The sequence below is a fragment of the Rudaea sp. 3F27F6 genome (assembly GCF_005503555.1).
Lineage (GTDB): Bacteria > Pseudomonadota > Gammaproteobacteria > Xanthomonadales > Rhodanobacteraceae > Rudaea.
Genome location: NZ_SCNG01000002.1, coordinates 459935 through 477398 on the forward strand (window position 1 = coordinate 459935; position 17464 = coordinate 477398).

10 protein-coding genes are annotated in these 17464 nt (G+C 64.3%); 5 read left to right on the top strand and 5 right to left on the bottom strand.

What is annotated here, in order from left to right; all coding sequences use genetic code 11:
- Positions 1-252: 252 nt before the first annotated feature.
- From FFS30_RS09845 to FFS30_RS09860, 4 genes are read left to right on the top strand one after another with little or no spacing between them, the layout of a single operon-like run.
- Positions 253-1743 carry a TolC family protein gene (locus FFS30_RS09845; protein ID WP_171014548.1) on the top strand — a complete coding sequence of 497 codons (1491 nt, stop codon included), beginning with the start codon at positions 253-255 and terminating at the stop codon, positions 1741-1743.
- On the top strand, positions 1743-2882 hold the full coding sequence (locus FFS30_RS09850) for an ABC transporter permease (RefSeq protein ID WP_137912969.1): 1140 nt from the start codon (positions 1743-1745) through the stop codon (positions 2880-2882). The genes FFS30_RS09845 and FFS30_RS09850 overlap by 1 nt, the downstream gene beginning before the upstream one ends.
- Position 2883: 1 nt before the next feature.
- On the top strand, positions 2884-3615 hold the full coding sequence (locus FFS30_RS09855; protein WP_137912970.1) for an ABC transporter ATP-binding protein: 732 nt from the start codon (positions 2884-2886) through the stop codon (positions 3613-3615).
- Complete coding sequence (locus FFS30_RS09860) at positions 3612-4523, top strand: HlyD family efflux transporter periplasmic adaptor subunit (protein WP_137912971.1); 912 nt, start codon at positions 3612-3614, stop codon at positions 4521-4523. Before FFS30_RS09855 ends, FFS30_RS09860 begins: the two co-directional genes overlap by 4 nt.
- A 137-nt stretch (positions 4524-4660) precedes the next feature.
- Here FFS30_RS09860 and FFS30_RS09865 read toward each other — a convergent pair whose 3' ends face one another.
- The 5 genes from FFS30_RS09865 to FFS30_RS09885 form a co-directional block, all read right to left on the bottom strand.
- A complete protein-coding gene (locus FFS30_RS09865; RefSeq protein ID WP_137912972.1) occupies positions 4661-9616 on the bottom strand; it encodes an NAD-glutamate dehydrogenase domain-containing protein in 4956 nt (1651 codons plus the stop codon).
- Positions 9617-9872: 256 nt separating this feature from the next.
- Entirely contained in the window at positions 9873-12647 is a 2775-nt protein-coding gene (locus FFS30_RS09870) for a pitrilysin family protein (protein ID WP_137912973.1), read from the bottom strand.
- Positions 12648-12784: 137 nt separating this feature from the next.
- The gene (locus tag FFS30_RS09875) at positions 12785-14092 is read right to left on the bottom strand and encodes a choice-of-anchor Q domain-containing protein (RefSeq protein WP_137912974.1); all 1308 of its coding nucleotides are present in this window, start codon (positions 14090-14092) and stop codon (positions 12785-12787) included.
- Between the two features lie 128 nt (positions 14093-14220).
- Positions 14221-15381, bottom strand: coding sequence for an acyl-CoA dehydrogenase family protein (locus FFS30_RS09880; RefSeq protein WP_137912975.1), 1161 nt, complete (start codon positions 15379-15381; stop codon positions 14221-14223).
- A 190-nt stretch (positions 15382-15571) separates the two neighbouring features.
- On the bottom strand, positions 15572-16243 hold the full coding sequence (locus FFS30_RS09885) for a hypothetical protein (protein WP_137912976.1): 672 nt from the start codon (positions 16241-16243) through the stop codon (positions 15572-15574).
- 266 nt (positions 16244-16509) lie between these two features.
- On the opposite strand from FFS30_RS09885, the gene FFS30_RS09890 reads away from it, so the two are divergent.
- Positions 16510-17436: a metalloregulator ArsR/SmtB family transcription factor gene (locus tag FFS30_RS09890; RefSeq protein ID WP_137912977.1), complete on the top strand. Its 927-nt coding sequence runs from the start codon at positions 16510-16512 to the stop codon at positions 17434-17436.
- Positions 17437-17464 lie beyond the last annotated feature (28 nt).

Below are 17464 nucleotides of genomic sequence, written 5' to 3' on the forward strand. Positions count from 1 at the left end.
CCGATTCTACCCGGAACGAACAAACCAACGGCATTTGTCCGTAGCAACCGCAGCACCGATGCTACCTAGGAGCAAAGTTTTCCCGCATCGCCGAAATCGATGCGGCCGCGCCGGAAAATGCCGCGACAAGTGCCAACAGACCTTAAACGATATGACAGATCGTGCTCCGTTCCATCTCGCAAATACCCTGCAATCCAAGCGACAATAGGCCATGTTTGCCGGGGCAATCCAAGCGGCCTGTGCCGCCCATCTATGTTGACTTTCGCCACCTCATCGCCGCGAAGGCACGCGACGGCTTGGCTGCGTGCGAGCGCGCTCGCCTGCGCCAGCCTGCTGGCCGCCTGCGGGCCGCTGCACACGAAGATTCCCGACCTGCCCAAAGACACGCCGGCCGATTGGCAGGCGCGCAACAAGGCGGCCGGCGGCCTCGCACCCGATCTCGACCATTGGTGGCGCAGTTTCGACGACCCGGTCTTGAACGGCCTGATCGAGCGTGCGCTCAAGGACAATCTCAATATCCAGATCGCCGGCGAACGCCTGCAAGCCGCGCGCGCCGTGCGTCATGCCAAGCGCAGCCAGTTCTGGCCCAACCTCAACTTCCGCACCCAGGTCGAGACCGCGCCAAATTCGACCACCGGCTATCTTGTCGCCGGTTTCGATTCGAGCTGGGAATTCGGCTTTTTCGGTCGCGATCTCGCGAACAAGCGCGTCAACCTCGCCGATGAGAATCTCGCAATCATCGACGATGCAGGAATGCGCGTGACCGTCGTCGCCGAGGTCGCCCGCAACTATGTCGAACTGCGTGCCGCACAGAGTCGCGCGCTGGTACTGAACGATGTCGTCACGCAGCGGCAGAAGCAGGTCGACCTCGCTGCGAAACGTCTGCAGTTGCGTCTCGGCACGCAGCTCGAGCTTGACCGTGCGCAGGTCGAGCTGCAGCAAGCCCAGAACGACGCCGGCGAACCGGCGGTCACGGTCGTGCAGGCCGGGCAGGCGCTCGCCGTGTTGCTCGGCGTTTCCACGCCCGATCCGGCGCTGCAGACCGCGGCGGCGCAGCCCAAGCTGCCGGCGATCGATTTTCGCCAGACGCCGGCCGATCTCGTGCGCACACGCGCCGACATCCGTCGCGCCGAACAGAACGTCGTGCGCGCCGCCGGCGAACTCGGCATCGCGCGCGCCGACATGTGGCCGAAGTTCGGCCTCTTCGGCACCTTCGTCTCTTCTTCCGCCTTGACCGGCGGCGACGACCGCGTCGTCACGTACAAGCGCAACAACGTCACCGGCAAGATCAAGGCGGAAGAGGTGTCCTCGGATTTCGTCTTCATCGCCGGTCCGACGATCAGCATCCCGCTGGTCGACTGGGGCGCACGCCGCAAGATCGCGAATGCGCACGAACGTGCCTTGCAGGCGTCGGTGCTCGCCTACCGCGAGGCGGTCATCGAAGGCGTTGCCGAAGCGCAGACCATGCTTGCCCAGTTCGAGGCAAAAAGCGCCTCCGCGGAAAGTACGCAGAAAACTCTGGAGTTGACCGAGCACAGCGCGCAGTCGGCGCAAACGATGCAGCGCATCGGCCTCGGCGACGGCATGGAAACCGCCGGCGCGAATCTCGCCTCCATCCAGTCACGCCTCGCGCGCAACCTCGCCGTGCGCGACCGCGCGCTCGCCTACATCGCACTGTACAAGGCTCTCGGCGGCACGATTCCGCCGATGGCCAAGGACACCAAACACGAAGGCCTGCCGTAGTGGTCGCTCTCGCACGCAAGACGCTGATCTACGAATGGCGCAAATTCCTGCCGGCCGCACTCGCGGTCGCGTTCTCGGGCCTGCTCCTGCTCATGATGACCGCGCTGATGTTCGGCATCTTCTCGAGTGCCGGCGTCTACGTGAGCCGCTCGGGCGGCGACATCTGGGCCGGTTATCCGGGCACGCAGACCGTCGAACTCGGCAGGCCGATTCCGCGCGACACCGAAGTGTGGCTGCACATGGACCCGGCCGTAGTCCAGGTCGAACCGTTCCAGTGGCTCGACGGCGACTGGCGCGGCCCGGTCGAGCGCGGCAGCGTGTCCGTGTTTATTTCCGGCATCGATCCGAACCCGAACGGCCTGATGTTCTCGCACGTGCTGAGCGCGGTGGATCGCGCGCGCCTGCTCGAACCGGGCGCGGTCATCGTCGACGCCGCCGACCTGTCCAAACTCGGCCTCGGCCTCGGCATCGGCGGCTCGGCCTCGCTCAACGGCCATCGCGTCAAGATCGTCGCGGCGGCCAACGGCCTGCGCACGCTCGGCGGCGTTAACATCGTCACCTCGATCGCCACCGCGCGCACTCTGGTCGGCGATCCCGCCGAACGCGACAAGGTCGCTTACTACGTCGCGCGCTTGGCGCCCGGCGCGGACCCCGATGCCGTGCGTGATCGCCTTGCGTCGGTCGCCGCCGCGCACCGTTTCGCCGTGTGGACCCACGACGAATTCGCCTACAACGCGGCGACGTACTGGATGTTCGAGACTGGCGCCGGCCTCGGTTTCATCTTTCTTTCCTTCGTCGTCTTCCTCGTCGGCGTCGTCATCACCAGTCAGACCCTGTTCGCCGCCGTGGCGAGTTCGGTACGCGAGTACGCCATGCTTAATGCGCTCGGCGCGGGCATCGGCGCGCTGCGTCGCATGATCCTCGAACAGGCGTTCTGGGTCGGCACGATCGGTGTCATCGTCGGCAGCGTGGTCAGCGTCTCGCTCGCCCTGCTCGCGCACGGGCAAGACGTGCCGATTTCGTTCAACTACATCGCCACGGTCGCCTGCGGAGTGCTGGTCATGGCGATCGCGCTGATCTCCGGCTTCCTCGCCGTCGGTGCGATCAACCATCTCGAACCTGCGACCCTGCTGCGCTGATATGACCGCTCTCGTTGCCGACAACATCACGAAGAGCTACACGAGCGGCCGCGTCGAGACGAACGTGTTGCAGGGCATGTCGATCGATCTCAACGAGCGCGAGCTGACGCTCGTGCTCGGTCCCTCGGGTTCGGGCAAGAGCACCCTGCTGGCGATTCTTTCCGGCCTGCTCAAGCCCGACAGCGGCCACGTCTCCGCGCTCGGCGAGGATTTGTGGAAGAAAACCCGCGGCGATCTCGAGAAATTCCGCCTCGAACACACCGGCTTCGTATTCCAGGGCTTCAACCTGTTTCCCGCACTGACCGCGCTCGAACAGGTCATGCTGCCGCTCGACTATCTCGGGCTGCCCAAGCACACCGTGCGCAACATGGCCCTTGCCTCGCTCGAAGAAGTCGGCCTCGCCTCGCGCGCGCACCTGCGCCCGATCGAACTGTCCGGCGGCGAAAAGCAGCGCATCGCGATCGCGCGCGCGCTGGCGAAGAAACCGCAGTTTCTGTTCGCCGACGAACCGACCAGCGCGCTCGATTCGGTCAACGGCAAGAACGTCATCGACGCCCTGCATCGCGTCGCCCGCGTCTACGGCGCCACCGTCGTCTGCGTCAGCCACGACACGCGCCTCGCCGCCGACGCAGATCGCATCATCCATATGGCCGACGGGCGTATCCTGTCCGACGTGAAGCAGATCAGCGCGTCGTCCCCATCCAAGCCTTCACCGACGGAAGCGAAATCATGAGCAAGGCCCTTCTCTCCCCGCTCGTTCTGGCGACCGCCGTCATCGCGGCGCTGGCGCTCGGCGCCTGCGGCAAGAGCGCGCCGAGCGCACCCGCCTCGACGGCCGCTCCCGTGTCGAAGTTCGTCGCCATCGCGCGCGGCCGCGTCGACGTCCAGGGCGGCCTCGTGCACGTGGCCGCGGCGCGCGACGGCATCGTCGCCGAGCTGCCGAAAGCGGTCGGCGACGACGTCAAGGCCGGCGAGGCGCTGGTCGTGCTCGACACCAAACAGGCAAGGATGGCGCTCGACGCCGCCAAGGCCGAACTCAACGCCGCAACCGCGCAGGGCGCCCTGCTGCGCGCCAAACAGCCCGCGCTCAAACAGCGTGCCGCGCGCGTGCTCGAAGCCGCGGTCGCCGGTGCGGCGACGGGCCAGTCCGCCGACGACGCCAAGCAGGCGCTCTCGGAACTCAGCGCCGAAATCGCCGTCTCCGATGCGAACATCGAGACCGCCAAGCAGAAGGTGCGTCAGGCCGAATACGAGATCGACGCGCGCACCCTGCGCGCGCCGATGGCCGGCCGCATCATCGTGCGTTCGACCCATATCGGCGACGTCGTCTCGCCCTCGTCCGGCGAGCTCGTCGAACTGCTGCCCGATGCCACGCGCATCGTCCGCGCCGAACTCAACGAAGGCTTCGTCAACAAAGTCTCCGTCGGCATGAATGCCGAAATCTCCAGCGAGACCGACCCGGGCAAGCCGCAAACGGCCAAGGTCGTCCGCATCGGCGAAGTGTTCGGCCCGAGCAAGCTCAACGAAAGCAACCAGGAAGCGACCGACACGCGCGACGTCGAGTGCATCCTCGAACTGCCGAACAACGACCTCAAGGTCGGTCAGCGCGTGCAAGTGCGCTTCTTGCCCAACGGCAAGTGACGCGCTGCTGCGGATTGCGGCAGCCCGGCCAGGGCTCATAAAAAAACGGGCGCGTGCGCGGCGAAGATGGTTTCGCCACGCACGCGCCCGATCTGTTTTGCGCAATGGGCGCGACGAATCGCGCCCCCGCAATCTCCTCAGTGCGCCAGCGCCCCTGCCTGCACGAGCTGGGCGAGACGGCGCACCGCGACGGAGACGATCGGATAGTCCGTCACCACCTGCGAGCGCATGTCGGCGAACATCGCCAGGGTGAACTTCAGCGACGGATCGTCGCGGTTGAGCCACGTGGCGACGAGATCGCTGCCTTTGCCCTTGCCGCCTTCGAGCACCTGCGCGGTCAGCGCGCGATGCTGTGCGTAGAGTTCGTCGCGCAAGCCGCCGCGCGCCTGTGCGTGCCACTGCGACTCGACCGCGAGCGCTTCAACCTTCTGCATGAGCCAATTGAGATTCAGCGATTCGCCGAGGCCGAAATAGACCTCCGCCGCTTCGCCGATCTTGAGCTTGTGCTCGCCCGCGACGTGGATGATGTCGAGGCCCGAGCCCGGCGTGCGCAGGCCGGCGAGTTCGCTGCCGAGCGCATCGGGGAAACCCGCATCCTTCCAGCGGCGCTGCTCGCTTTCGTAGATCGCGCGCTCGCTCGGCGTGACCACGTCGTAGAGCTGCTTGCGCAGTTCCTGCATGCCTTTGTGGTATTTGGCCACGGCGCCGGCGATGTCGAGCGACTCGTCGGCATGGTTGAGCAGCCAGCGTGTGGTGCCGCGCAGGCACTGCCAGATCACGAGCAGCGCGTCGATCTGCGCGTTGCCGTTGACCTTGCCGTCGAGCGCTTCGATCTGCGCCCACATGTCGCGCGCGTCGAACACTTCACGCGCGATGTTGAACGCGCGTGCGACTTGCGCCGGCGTCTTGCCGGTGTCCTCGCCCATGCGCAGAACGAACGTCGCCCCCATGCGATTGACCATCGAGTTGGTCACCGCGGTAGCGATGATTTCGCGCTTCAGGCGATGGCGCTCCATGTGCTCGGCGTATTTCTCCTGCAGCGGCACCGGGAAATAGCGACGCAATTCCTTGGACAGATAGGCGTCTTCCGGCACGTCCGAATCGAGCAACTGCTGGAACAGCACGATCTTCGAGTACGACAGCAGGATCGCCAGCTCCGGTCGGGTCAGGCCGAGGCCGCGCGATTTGCGCTCGGCGAACTCGGCATCGCTCGGCAGGAACTCGATCTGGCGGTCGAGCAGACCCTGCGATTCCAGCGTGCGGATGAAATGCAGCTTGGAACCGAGACGCTGCACCGACATGCGCTCCATCAGGCTGATCGCCTGGTTCTGGCGGTAGTTGTCGGCGAGCACGAGGCGCTCGACCTCGTCGGTCATCGCCGCGAGCAGCGTGTTGCGCCCGTCCATCGTCAGCTCGCCGCGCTGCACCGCGTCGCCGAGCAGGATCTTGATGTTGACCTCATGGTCGGAGGTATCGACGCCGGCCGAGTTGTCGATGAAGTCGGTGTTGAGCAGCACGCCGTTGAGCGCCGCCTCGATGCGTCCACGCTGAGTGAAGCCGAGGTTGCCGCCCTCGCCGATGAGCTTGCAGCGCAGATCCTTGCCGTTGATGCGGATCGCGTTGTTCGCGCGGTCGCCGGCGTCGGCGTTGGTCTCGGCCTCGGCCTTGACGTAGGTGCCGATGCCGCCGTTCCAGAGCAGATCGACCGGCGACTTGAGAATCGCGCGCTTGAGATCGTTCGGCGACAGCGCATCGACGCCGTCGTCGATGCCGAGCGCAGCGCGCACTTCGGGCGAGATCGCGATCGACTTCGCCGTCAGCGGATAGATGCCGCCGCCCTTCGAGATCAGCTTCGTATCGTAGTCGGCCCACGACGAGCGCGGCAGCTTGAACATGCGCTCGCGCTCGGGGAAGGTCTTCACCGCATCCGGGTTCGGATCGAGGAAGATGTGGCGGTGGTCGAATGCGGCGATGAGACGGATGTGCTTCGACAGCAGCATGCCGTTGCCGAATACGTCGCCCGACATGTCGCCGATGCCGACGCAGGTGAAGTCCTGGTTCTGGCAATCGCGGCCGAGCGCGCGAAAGTGGCGCTTGACCGATTCCCACGCGCCCTTCGCGGTGATGCCCATGGCCTTGTGGTCGTAACCGACCGAGCCGCCCGAGGCGAACGCGTCGCCGAGCCAGAAATCGTGTTCGATCGAAATCGCGTTGGCGATGTCCGAGAACGTCGCCGTGCCCTTGTCGGCGGCGACGACGAGATACGGATCGTCGGCTTCGTGACGCACGCAGTTCTGCGGGTGCACGACCTTGCCGTCGACTAGGTTGTCGGTGATGTCGAGCATCGCGTTCATGAACAGGCGGTAGCAGGCGATGCCTTCGGCGAGTTGCGCGTCGCGGTCGCCGCCGACCGGCGGGCGCTTGACGAAGAAGCCGCCCTTCGAGCCGACCGGCACGATGACCGTGTTCTTGACCATCTGTGCCTTGACCAGACCGAGCACCTCGGTGCGGAAGTCTTCGCGGCGATCCGACCAGCGCAGGCCGCCGCGCGCGACGGGACCGAAGCGCAGATGCACGGCTTCGACGCGCGGCGCGTAGACGAAGATCTCGCGGTACGGGCGCGGCTTCGGCAGGTCCGGCACCTTGCTCGGATCGAACTTGAACGAAATGTATTCGCGGTGCTTGCCTTCGGGCGTCTGGAAGTAACTCGTGCGCAGCATCGCGCCGATCACGCCGAGATAAGCGCGCAGGATGCGGTCCTCATCGAGGCTCGCGACTTGGTCGAGCAGCGCCTTGACCGCATCGACCGCGGCCTTGTACTGCTCGTCGCGCGACTGCGCGCAGGCAGCGACGACCGCGTCGACGACGGTGCCGCGCTGCTCCTTCATCGCTTCCGGCAGCAGGGTGTCGAGTTCTTTCTGCAGGCGCTTCTTCTGCTGCTCGATCTCGCCCTTGGTCCATTTGTCGCGCGCCGGATCGAACTTGGTCTCGAACAGGACGATGAAGAACGCCGCAATCAGCGGATAGCGGTTGAGCGTTTCTTCCATGTAGGTCTGCGAGAACGGCACGCCGGTCTGCAGCAGGTACTTGCACAGACCGCGCAGCATCGCGACCTGGCGCCAGTCGAGATTGGCGCCGAGGATCAGCTTGTTGAAGCCGTCGCTCTCGGTCTGGCCGCGCCAGATGCGCTCGAAGCTCTGCTGAAACGCTTCGCGCACAGTGTCGAGATCGAAATCGAGGCGGCCGGCCGGCTGCACTTCGAAATCCTGGATCACGATCGTCGTGTCGCCGACATGCATATCGTAGGGATGCTCGGACAGCACCTTCATGCCCATGTTTTCGAGCATCGGCAGCACTTCGGTCAGCGTGATCGGCGCGCCGTAGCGGAACAGCTTGAAGCGCAGGTTCGATTCGCCGCGCGAGCGGTAAAGACTCAGGCGGATGTCGTCGGCGTTCTTCAGGCTCGCGGCCGCTTCGACGTCGGCCGCGGCGACCGCAGACGACACTTCTTCGATATAGCCCGCCGGCAGCGCCTTGCCGTAGCGGCTGGCGAGACGCGAACCCTTGTCCTCGCCGTGCTTCTTCACCAGCATTTCGCGCAGTTCGTCGTGCCAGTTGCGCACGACCTGGCCGATCTTGGTTTCGAGTTCGGCGACGTCGTAGCTCGGCTTGTCGCCGGGCTTCGGCCGGATCACCAAATGCACGCGCGCCAGCGGCGACTCGCCCATCTGCACCGAGGAATCGACGCGCTCGCCGTGGAAGGCGCGCTTGAGCAGGGTCTCGATGCGTTCGCGCACTTCGGTGTTGAAGCGCTCGCGCGGCACGAAGACGAGGCAGGAGAAGAAACGCCCGTATTTGTCACGGCGCACGAACAGGCGCGAACGCGCGCGGCCCTGCAGGTGCATGATGCCGCTGGCGGTGTCGAACAGTTCGTTTTCGCTGGACTGGAACAGCTCCTCGCGCGGCAGGGTTTCGAGGATGTTGCGCAGGGTCTTGCCCGAATGCGAATCGCGCTTGTAGCCCGAGCGCGTCATCACCGCTTCGTACTTGCGCTGCACCATCGGAATCTCCCACGGCCGGCGCGCGTACGCGCCCGAAGCGTAGAGACCGAGGAAGCGATGCTCGGCGGTCGGCATGCCTTTGCCGTCGAATTCGAGCACACCGATGTAGTCCATGTAGCCGCCGCGGTGCACGGTCGAGCGCGCGTTGGTCTTGGTCAGAATCACCGCATCGCCGGTGCCGGACTTGCGTAGCTCGTGCGAGACCAGAGTCTTGAGCGAACGCGGCGCGACCTGCTTTTCGTTGCCGCGCAGAATGCCGAGGCCCGACTTCGGCGAGGCTTCGAGCACCTCGTCGTCGTCCTTCTTGACCACGTGATATTCGCGGTAGCCGAGGAAGGTGAAATGATCCGCGGCGGCCCAGCGCAGAAACTCCTGCGCGTCGGCGACTCCGGCCGCGTCGAGCGGCAGCTTCCACTTGCCGACGTTGTCGGCCATTTCGAGCATCTTCGCCTTCATCGCCGGCCAGTCGGCCACGGCGGCGGAGACGTCGTGCAAGCCGACGAGCATCGCCTTCTGCAGGCGCTGCATTTCCGCCGGTTCGCTGAGACGGTCGACTTCGATATGCATGACCGACTCGGGTTTGCCCTTCTGCGAGTCGTCGAGGGCGAGGCTGAGCAGGTTGCCGCCCGGATCGCGCGAGATGAAATACACCGGATGGATCAGGCCGTGCAGCGACAGACCTTCCTCATGCGCGGCGATGCCGACCGAATCGACGAGGAACGGCATATCGCCGGTCGCGAGCTGGACCACCGTGTAATTCGACTCCCAGCCGTCATTTTCCAGGCTCGGGTTGAACACACGCACGCTCGGCGCGTTGCCCGCACGCACCCGCACGAACTCGAGCAGGCCGCGCAACAGCGCGGCCCAGGTCTTCGCATCGCGGACCGCGATGTCATCCTCGGCGACGCGGTTGAAGAACTGGCTGACGAAAATGCGCGCCTGCTGAACCTGCGCGACGGAGGCCAGATGCGGCTGAAGCTCGGTGAGGATGGCATCGATCGTGGTGTCGACCGGAGCGAGTTTCGCGTTCATGACGGATATCAGTCCCTGCGTGTGAGTTGCGCCGGCGCGCGGCCGGATCGAACGCAAATTATAAGCCGCTTTGATTGCGGTCGATGGAGCCACTTTGCCGTGTTCGCGCCGCGTCGCGCCTCAGCGAACGTTCACCTTGAACTCGAATGTCCCCGCTGCGTCGCAGCATATGCTGCCGGCGTGCGCGGCTGCCGGTAAAAAAACAAGGGCGCCGTAACGGCGCCCTGGTCTTTTTCTGGTTGAAAACCAATCCGTACTACGGCTTCTTTTCCACCGGCGCGGCGGCGGCCTTGTCGCCCTTGGCGAAGTCGCCGGCCAGCGACCAGACCACGTTCTCCGGCTTGATCCACTTCTTGATCGCCGCGTTGACCTGATCGACGCTCAGCGCAGCCACTGCCTTCTGCTGCTCGCCCTCATAGGCCAGGGTGCGGCCGATGCGCGCACCGTTGCTCAATTCATAGGCCACGGTGCGATCGTTCGCGAGCGCGTCGGTGCGTCCGGAAGCGTAGGCCTTCTTCGCGCTCGCCAGTTCCTCGGCGGTGATGCCGTCGCGCACGAAGCGTTCCAGTTCTTCCTTGAACCCCGTCTCCACCTTGGTCCGATTCTGCGGCGCGTAGATCGCGAACATCGTGACCCGACCCGAAGGTTCGAACTCGCTCGCAGACAGACGCCCACCGGCACCGTAGGACAGTCCGTCCTTGATGCGCAGGCGCGCGATCAGGCGATTGTCGAACTGGTTTTCGCCGAGCACCTCGGCGGCAGCGATCAAGGCCGGGTAATCCGCGTCATTGTCCTGCAGGGCCAGCGGCAGAACGCCGATGGCGAAGGCATTGGCCTTGTCGGGCGTCTCGGCGCGCAGGGTCGTGGCGCCAGCCTTGCTCTCCGGATGCGGCACGCGCGCGTACTCGGCGCCCGATTTCCAGTCGCCGAACAACTGCGCGAGCTGCGCCTTCACTGCAACCGGATCGAAATCGCCGACCACGGCAATCTCGGCATTGTTCGCACCCCAATAGCGCTGGTAGAACGCCTTCACATCTTCGAGCTTGACCGCTTCGAGCTCCTTCGCCTGCTCCTCGAAGGTCGGCGTGTAGCGCGGATCGTCCGCGGAATACGGATGCAGATGGCGATTGATCGACTTGTTCGCGATCGGCTGCGGCTCCTTCGACGCCGCCTCGACCCGGCCGATCGCCTGATGCTTGAGCTGGGCGAATTCGTCGGCCGGGAACGACGGCTCGCGCAGCACTTCGCCGAGCAGCTTGAGCGCATCGGCAAGATGCTCGCGCTTGGTGGTCAGATTGACCCACCCGTCCGTCACGCCTCCGCCGACCGACCAGTCCATCTGCAGCGCGTCGGCCGCATCGGCGATCTGCGCGCGCGTGTGCTTGGCCGTGCCGCGCGTCAGCATCGCACCAACCTGATCGGCGGCGACACGCTGGCCTTTCAAGTTCGACTCATTGCCGAAATGCAGCTGCATTTCCAGGCTTACGGTCTCGCCGCGTGTTTTCTTCGGCAGCAGCGCGAGCTTGGCCCCGGAAGGCAGCGCCGAGCGCTGCGTGCGCGCTTCGATGTTTTCCGGCGTCGCCTTGAAATCCTCGCCCGCGGCGATCGCCTTGCCCGGCGTGAAGCCTTTCATCACCGCAGCGATATCGACTCGCTCCGGTGCGGGCACGCGGTCCGGCTTGTCCGTCGGGATGAACTCGCCGAGCGTACGGTTCGAGGGTTTGAGCCATGCGGCCGCGACGCGGTTGACGTCTTCGAGCTTGAGGTTCTTGATGCGGTCGCGGTTGAAGAACAGCAGCCGCCAGTCGCCTTGCGAGATCGCTTCGGAAATCGCGATGCCGAAGTACTGCGGATTGTTCATCAACTGATCGAAGCGGTTGGCCTGCTGCTGCTTGGCGCGCTTCAGTTCTTCTTCGGTGATCGGCTCCTTGGCCACGCCCTCGACCGTGTCGAGCAGGATTTTCTGCGCGTCGGCGAGATTGTCGGTCGGACGCAGCGTCGCGCCGATGAGCATGTAGCCCGGCTCGGCGAGGCCGAAGGCGAAGCTCTGCAGACTTTTCGCCTTGCCCGTCTGCACGAGGCGCTTGTGCAGGCGTCCGTTCGGCGTATCGGCCAGCGCCGTGTCGATAACATCGAACGCCGCCTGGTCCGCCGCCGCACCGGCCGGCGTGTGATAGAGCACGGCGACGATCTGCTCCGCACCGACGCGGCGCAGGGTGACCGAGCGTTCACCGTCTTGTACCGCATCGAGCGTCCAAGTCGGTTCGATGACGCGCGTCGGTTTCGGCAACGCGCCGAATTTCGCCGCGATCTGTTCGAGCACGTGCGCCGCGTCGAAGTGGCCGGCGACGATCAGCGTAGCGTTGTCCGGCTGGTAGTACTTGCGATAGAACCCCTGCAGGTGCGGAATATTGACGTTCTCGACGTCGGCACGCGCACCGATCGTCGACTTGCCGTAGTTGTGCCATTCATAGGCAACCGCGGCCATGCGCTGCCAGAGAATGCGGAACGGGTTGTTCTCGCCCGACTCCATTTCGTTGCGCACCACAGTCATCTCGGGATCGAGATCTTCCTTGGAGACGCTCGCCTGGGTCATGCGTTCGGCTTCCATGCCGAGCGCCCAGTCGATTGCGGCCGGATCGGTCGGGAAGGTCTCGAAATAATTCGTGCGGTCGAACCAGGTCGAACCATTGAACTGCATGCCGCGCTTGGACAGTTCCTGGCCGATGTTCTTGTACGACTTGCTGCTCTTGAACAGCAGATGTTCGAGCAGATGCGCCATGCCAGTCTCGCCGTAGTCTTCCATGCGGCTGCCGACGTGATAGGTGACGTTGACCGTCACGGTCGGCTTGGAATTGTCGGGAAACAACAGCACTTGCAGGCCGTTGGCAAGACGGTACTCGGTGACGCCTTCGACTTCGGTGACTTTGCTGACGCCCTTGGGCAGGGCGCCGTCGGCGAAGGCAGGCGCGGCTGCAAGCACGGAGAACAGCAGGCCGGCGAACGCGGCGGAGATGCGTTTCACTCTCACGATCTACTCCTTAGATGCCGAGAAACGAGGACGGAAATGCCGGCGGGACTGCAACGGCAGTGAACTCCACAAGCAAAACGCGGCGACCGGACAGCCGCCGCGTTTCACTTCGCAGCCAATGCTATAGGCTGATCGATTCAGTCGCCACAGTTGATCGCCGACTCGAAAGCCAGGCGGGTCAACGCGAACTGGCCGCTGCCGAAGTCGGGCAGGCTCGACTGATAGTTGAACTGCGCAGCAGCACAACTGGTCAGGTCGATATCGACCGTGCCCCACGCGCTCGCCTTGGCCCCAGTCGCCGGGCCGCCGGGCTGCAGCACGCCGCCGAGATTGCGGTACATCGACGCATGGATATGGCGGTCGGATGTCAGCGTGCCGACGCCGAAGATCCACGCCTGGTTGCCCTGGTTGTCGAAGGTGTCCCAGAACACCATGACATCCTTGTTGTCGTGCACGCGCTGCAATGAAACATAGTGGCCGTTGGCGATACCCGGAACATAGTACAAGCCGTTCATGCCGTTCTGGGTCAGCTGGCCGAGGCCGCCGCCGGTTTCATAAGCGCCCGCATCGCAGTTCGCTGCATTGCGGGTGACGCCGCGTGCGTCGGTGGCTTCGCAATACTGCGCAACGCCCGCGTGCCGCGCCGGGCTGTCGTAGCCGATCTGAATGGTAGGCACCAGACCACCGTTGCTGCTCGCAGCGGGCAGGTTCAGATCGGAGACGATCTTGTCGCCAGCACTCGACGACAATCCGCAGCTCGAATCGCTGGCGACATTGCCGCCGTGCGACACGATCACGTTGCCGCCGAACGGGCAAATCTTCCGCGTCGAAAAAAGCAGGGAATTGGACAACGAGACCGTACTTTGCATCCCGATGGAGCTCGCGCCTGAATCCAGCGTCGAACTCACGAACGTCGAGTTGTAGGCCTCAAACGATCCACTCAAGCCCGCGTACATCCAAGTCGTATTGCGCATGGACGTATTGGGCCCTACGGTTGGAATATCCAGCGTGCTGACGAAGGTGGTATTTCCGTTGCCAGTCACCGTCACATTCTCCAGCGACAGGGTTCCTGCGTTGCGAATGCGAGGGCTGGGAATCCCTCCCATGCAGGTTAAGGTCTGGTCGATCAACTGCAGATTGCGAACGGTCAACGAGGCCCCCGTCTCGACATCAATGGCCGTGCCGATTGCGCATAGTTCCCGGGAAGTTATGGTGGACCCGTTGCCTTCCAGGGTCAGATTTCCTTTCTGCAGACTAAATCCGCAACCGCTGAAGCTCAGGTAGTTTCCGTTCCGCGCCAGCAAAACGGTGGTGGGGCTGACCCCAGCCTGCGCCACAGCATTCTGCAACGCAGTGCAATCGCCATCGGCGACGCGCACCACGGCCGCCGTAGCGGCTTGATCAACAGCAAAAATCAAACTCAACAAAAGAATAAATCGCAGCATGACGTCACTCCTCTGTAAGTGGATTGGGCCTTTTTGTTTTATAGACGGCCCGCATTGCACGGGCGCGTCCACTCAGGCTCGGCGCTAGAGACTAGTGCCGTTACAGAAAAGTTCAGGTTACATAAAATTTATCTTAAGCCGGTCTCGTTTCGCGCAATCACCATGCGCTGGATTTCACTCGTGCCTTCGTAGATTTCGGTGATTTTCGCATCGCGGAAATAACGTTCGAGCGGCATTTCCTTGGAATAGCCCATGCCGCCGTGAATCTGCACCGCTTGATGGGTGATCCACATCGCGCTTTCCGACGCGGTCAGCTTGGCCACCGCGGCCTCGGTCGAGAACTTGCCGCCGTTCTTGTCGGCCTGCTGTTTCGCCCAGGCGGCGCGCAGCACCAGCCAATACGAGGCGTCGAGCTTGCACTTCATGTCGGCGATCTTCTGTTGAATCATCTGGAAGCTGCCGATCGACTGGCCGAACGCCTTGCGGTCCTTCGAATACGCAATCGTAGCCTCGTATGCCGCGCGCGACAGGCCGACCGCCTGCGAGGCGATGCCGATGCGGCCCGCGTCGAGCACGCCCATCGCGATCTTGAAGCCTTCGCCCTCGGTGCCGATCAGGTCCTCGGCACCAACGCGGTAGTCGGTGAACTCGATCTCGCAGGTCGCCGAGGCGCGGATGCCGAGCTTGGGCTCGGTCTTGCCGCGGTGAAAACCCTCGCGCGCCGTATCGATCAGGAACGCACTGATGCCCTTCGGGCCCTTCGCCGGATCGGTCATCGCAAACAGTAGAATGTACTTCGCCACCGGGCCCGAGGTGATCCAGCTCTTCTTGCCGTTGATGACGAAACTGCCGTCGGCCTGCTTGACCGCGCGCAGCTTCATCGCGGTCGCGTCAGAACCCGATTGCGGTTCGGTCAGCGCGAACGCGCCGATCGCTTCGCCCGCGGCAATCGGCCTGACGTACTTCTGCTTCTGTTCCTCCGTGCCGAACTTGAGCAGGCCGTTGCAGTACAGCGTGTTGTTCACCGACATGATCGTCGAATGCGCGCAGTCGGCCGCAGCGATCTCGATCATCGCGAGCGCGTAGGAGACCGAGTCCATGCCCGCGCCGCCGTACTCGACCGGCACTTCGATGCCCATGAGGCCGAGTGCGCCCATCTCGCGGATGTTGTCGAGCGGGAATTCGCCCTTCGCGTCGAACTCCGCAGCGACCGGCGCGATGCGCTTCTGCGCGAAGTCGCGCGCGACGGCCTGGATGGACAACTGGTCTTCGGTGAAATTGAAATCCATAACGACACTCCTCGATGCGTAAAACGGAAACGGTGTAACCGCGAAGGACGGGAAGAACGCGAGTGAATCCAAGCAAAGCAAAGTCGGTCCGGCTTGTTTTGCATTTTTGCTTTTTTTCTTTTGCACCGCTGCGCTTTTTTTGCGCCGGCGCGGTGCACGGGCCGATCGATGCCGACGCGAACCGCGAATTCTACCGCCTCGTATAGTCGGAAAAATCGCAGGCCCTGCCGCGCAGGCGCTGACCGAGCATCCAGCCGAGCAGGCCAGGCGTCGCGTAGGCACGGTGCCAGATCACGTGTTCTTCCTCGGGATATTCGGTGTAGCGCGGCGTGGCGCCCATTGCGCGCAGCGCGCGCACGACCGCGCGCGAGCCGACCATCGCGCCGCCGTAGCCGGTCTCGATGTCGGTGTCGTTGTCTTTGCCGCCGTGGAAGATCCATTGCGGCACGTCGACAATCGGAGCGAGGCCGGAAGTCTCGGTCATACCCGACATCGGCACCGCGGCAGCGAAGCAGGCCGGCCAGGTCTTGAGCGCGTCCCAGGCACCCGTCGCACCGTCTGAGATGCCGGTGAGGATCACCCGGCGCGGATCGATCGGAAAGCGCTTGACCGCGTCGCGCACGACTGCGGCCACGCGCGCGGGCGGCCAGTAGGCGTCGGTGGTCTGCGGAGCGATGTAGACGAGCGGCACGCTCGCCGAGATCGCCTGGTCGATCAGCTGCATCGAACCGTTGCCGTAGCCGGCGAGCTGCGATTGGTTGTCGGTGCCGTCCTGCCAGTCGCCGTGAAGGAAGATGATCAGCGGCAACAGCTCGTTGTTCTCGCGCCCCGGCGTGACGATCGCGCGGTAAGGCACGCGCATCGCGTCGTCGCTCCAGTACTTGGCGAGAGCGGCGTCTTCGACCGCGAACGCGGAGGTTGCAGCGAAGCAGACGCCGGCCAGGAAGAGTAAGCGGTGAGCGGTCAGCGGTGAGCAGAAAAAGTGGCGAAGCCATCCAGACAGCGTGGCGCCTGCTCTTCTCCGCTCACTGTTCACCGCTGACCGCTCACCATTCACCGTTCGCATTGACTCCACATCGCATCGCCCATATTCTACCCATATATCTTTCAATCAAGATGAAAGGATAAATGGATCTCGCCTCCACTTCCGCCTTGCTGCGTCTGCTCTCCGACCCGACCCGGGTGCGGCTGCTCGCGCTGCTCGAACGCGAGGAGCTGACCGTGGCCGAACTGTCCGAGGTCCTGCGCCTCGCTCAGCCGCGCGTATCGACGCACCTGGCCAAACTCAAGGAAGCCGACCTCGTGCGCGACCGCCGCGCGGGCGTGTCGGCTTATTATCGCTTCAATTCCGAGCTGGACGCGAAATCGTCGGCGTTTCTGCACGCGCTGCGCGAGACGATCGACGACGCTCTGCTCAAGAACGACGCCCAGCGCCTGCCGACCGTGCTCGCCGAGCGCGCGCGCGCCGAAGGCTGGGCCGACACCGTCGCCGGCGACATGGAGCGGCACTATTCGCCCGGGCGCACCTGGGAAGCCCTGGCGCGCGCACTTGCCGGCCTGATCGACAGCGGCGACGTGCTCGACATCGCCTCGGGCGACGGCGCCCTGGCCGAACTGCTCGCGCCGCACGCGCGCAGCATCGTCTGCATCGATTCGAGCGAGCGCGTGGTCAACGCCGCGCGCTCGCGCCTGACGGCGTTCGACAATGTCGAAGTCGCGCTCGGCGACATGGACGCGCTCGATCTCGGCACGCGCCGCTTCGATCTTGTCCTGTCCATGCACGCCCTCACCTACAGCGAGGCGCCCGCGCAGGCGGTCGCCGCGGCCGCGCGCGTGCTCAAGCCCGGCGGGCGCCTGCTCGTGGTGACGCTCGCCAGGCACGCGCACCGCACCGCGGTGACGCCGTTCGATCACCGCAACCTCGGCTTCAAGGACACCGAGCTGCGCGAATTCGCGCGCAAGGCCGGCCTGAGCGTGTTGAGTTGCACGCGCCTGACGCGCGAGCGGCGGCCGCCGCATTTCGAGGTGCTTTCTTTGCTGGCTAAGAAAGAATAGAGCTGTTCGGCCACGGATTACACGGATA

Excerpts from the sequence above, each read along its gene's own strand:
- FFS30_RS09845 (WP_171014548.1), top strand. The coding sequence starts at position 253 with ATGTTGACTTTCGCCACCTCATCGCCGCGAAGGCACGCGACGGCTTGG.
- FFS30_RS09855 (WP_137912970.1), top strand. The coding sequence starts at position 2,884 with ATGACCGCTCTCGTTGCCGACAACATCACGAAGAGCTACACGAGCGGC.
- FFS30_RS09860 (WP_137912971.1), top strand. The coding sequence starts at position 3,612 with ATGAGCAAGGCCCTTCTCTCCCCGCTCGTTCTGGCGACCGCCGTCATC.
- FFS30_RS09865 (WP_137912972.1), bottom strand. The coding sequence starts at position 9,616 with ATGAACGCGAAACTCGCTCCGGTCGACACCACGATCGATGCCATCCTC.
- FFS30_RS09875 (WP_137912974.1), bottom strand. The coding sequence starts at position 14,092 with ATGCTGCGATTTATTCTTTTGTTGAGTTTGATTTTTGCTGTTGATCAA.
- FFS30_RS09880 (WP_137912975.1), bottom strand. The coding sequence starts at position 15,381 with ATGGATTTCAATTTCACCGAAGACCAGTTGTCCATCCAGGCCGTCGCG.
- FFS30_RS09885 (WP_137912976.1), bottom strand. The coding sequence starts at position 16,243 with ATGCGCGTGCCTTACCGCGCGATCGTCACGCCGGGGCGCGAGAACAAC.
- FFS30_RS09890 (WP_137912977.1), top strand. The coding sequence starts at position 16,510 with ATGGATCTCGCCTCCACTTCCGCCTTGCTGCGTCTGCTCTCCGACCCG.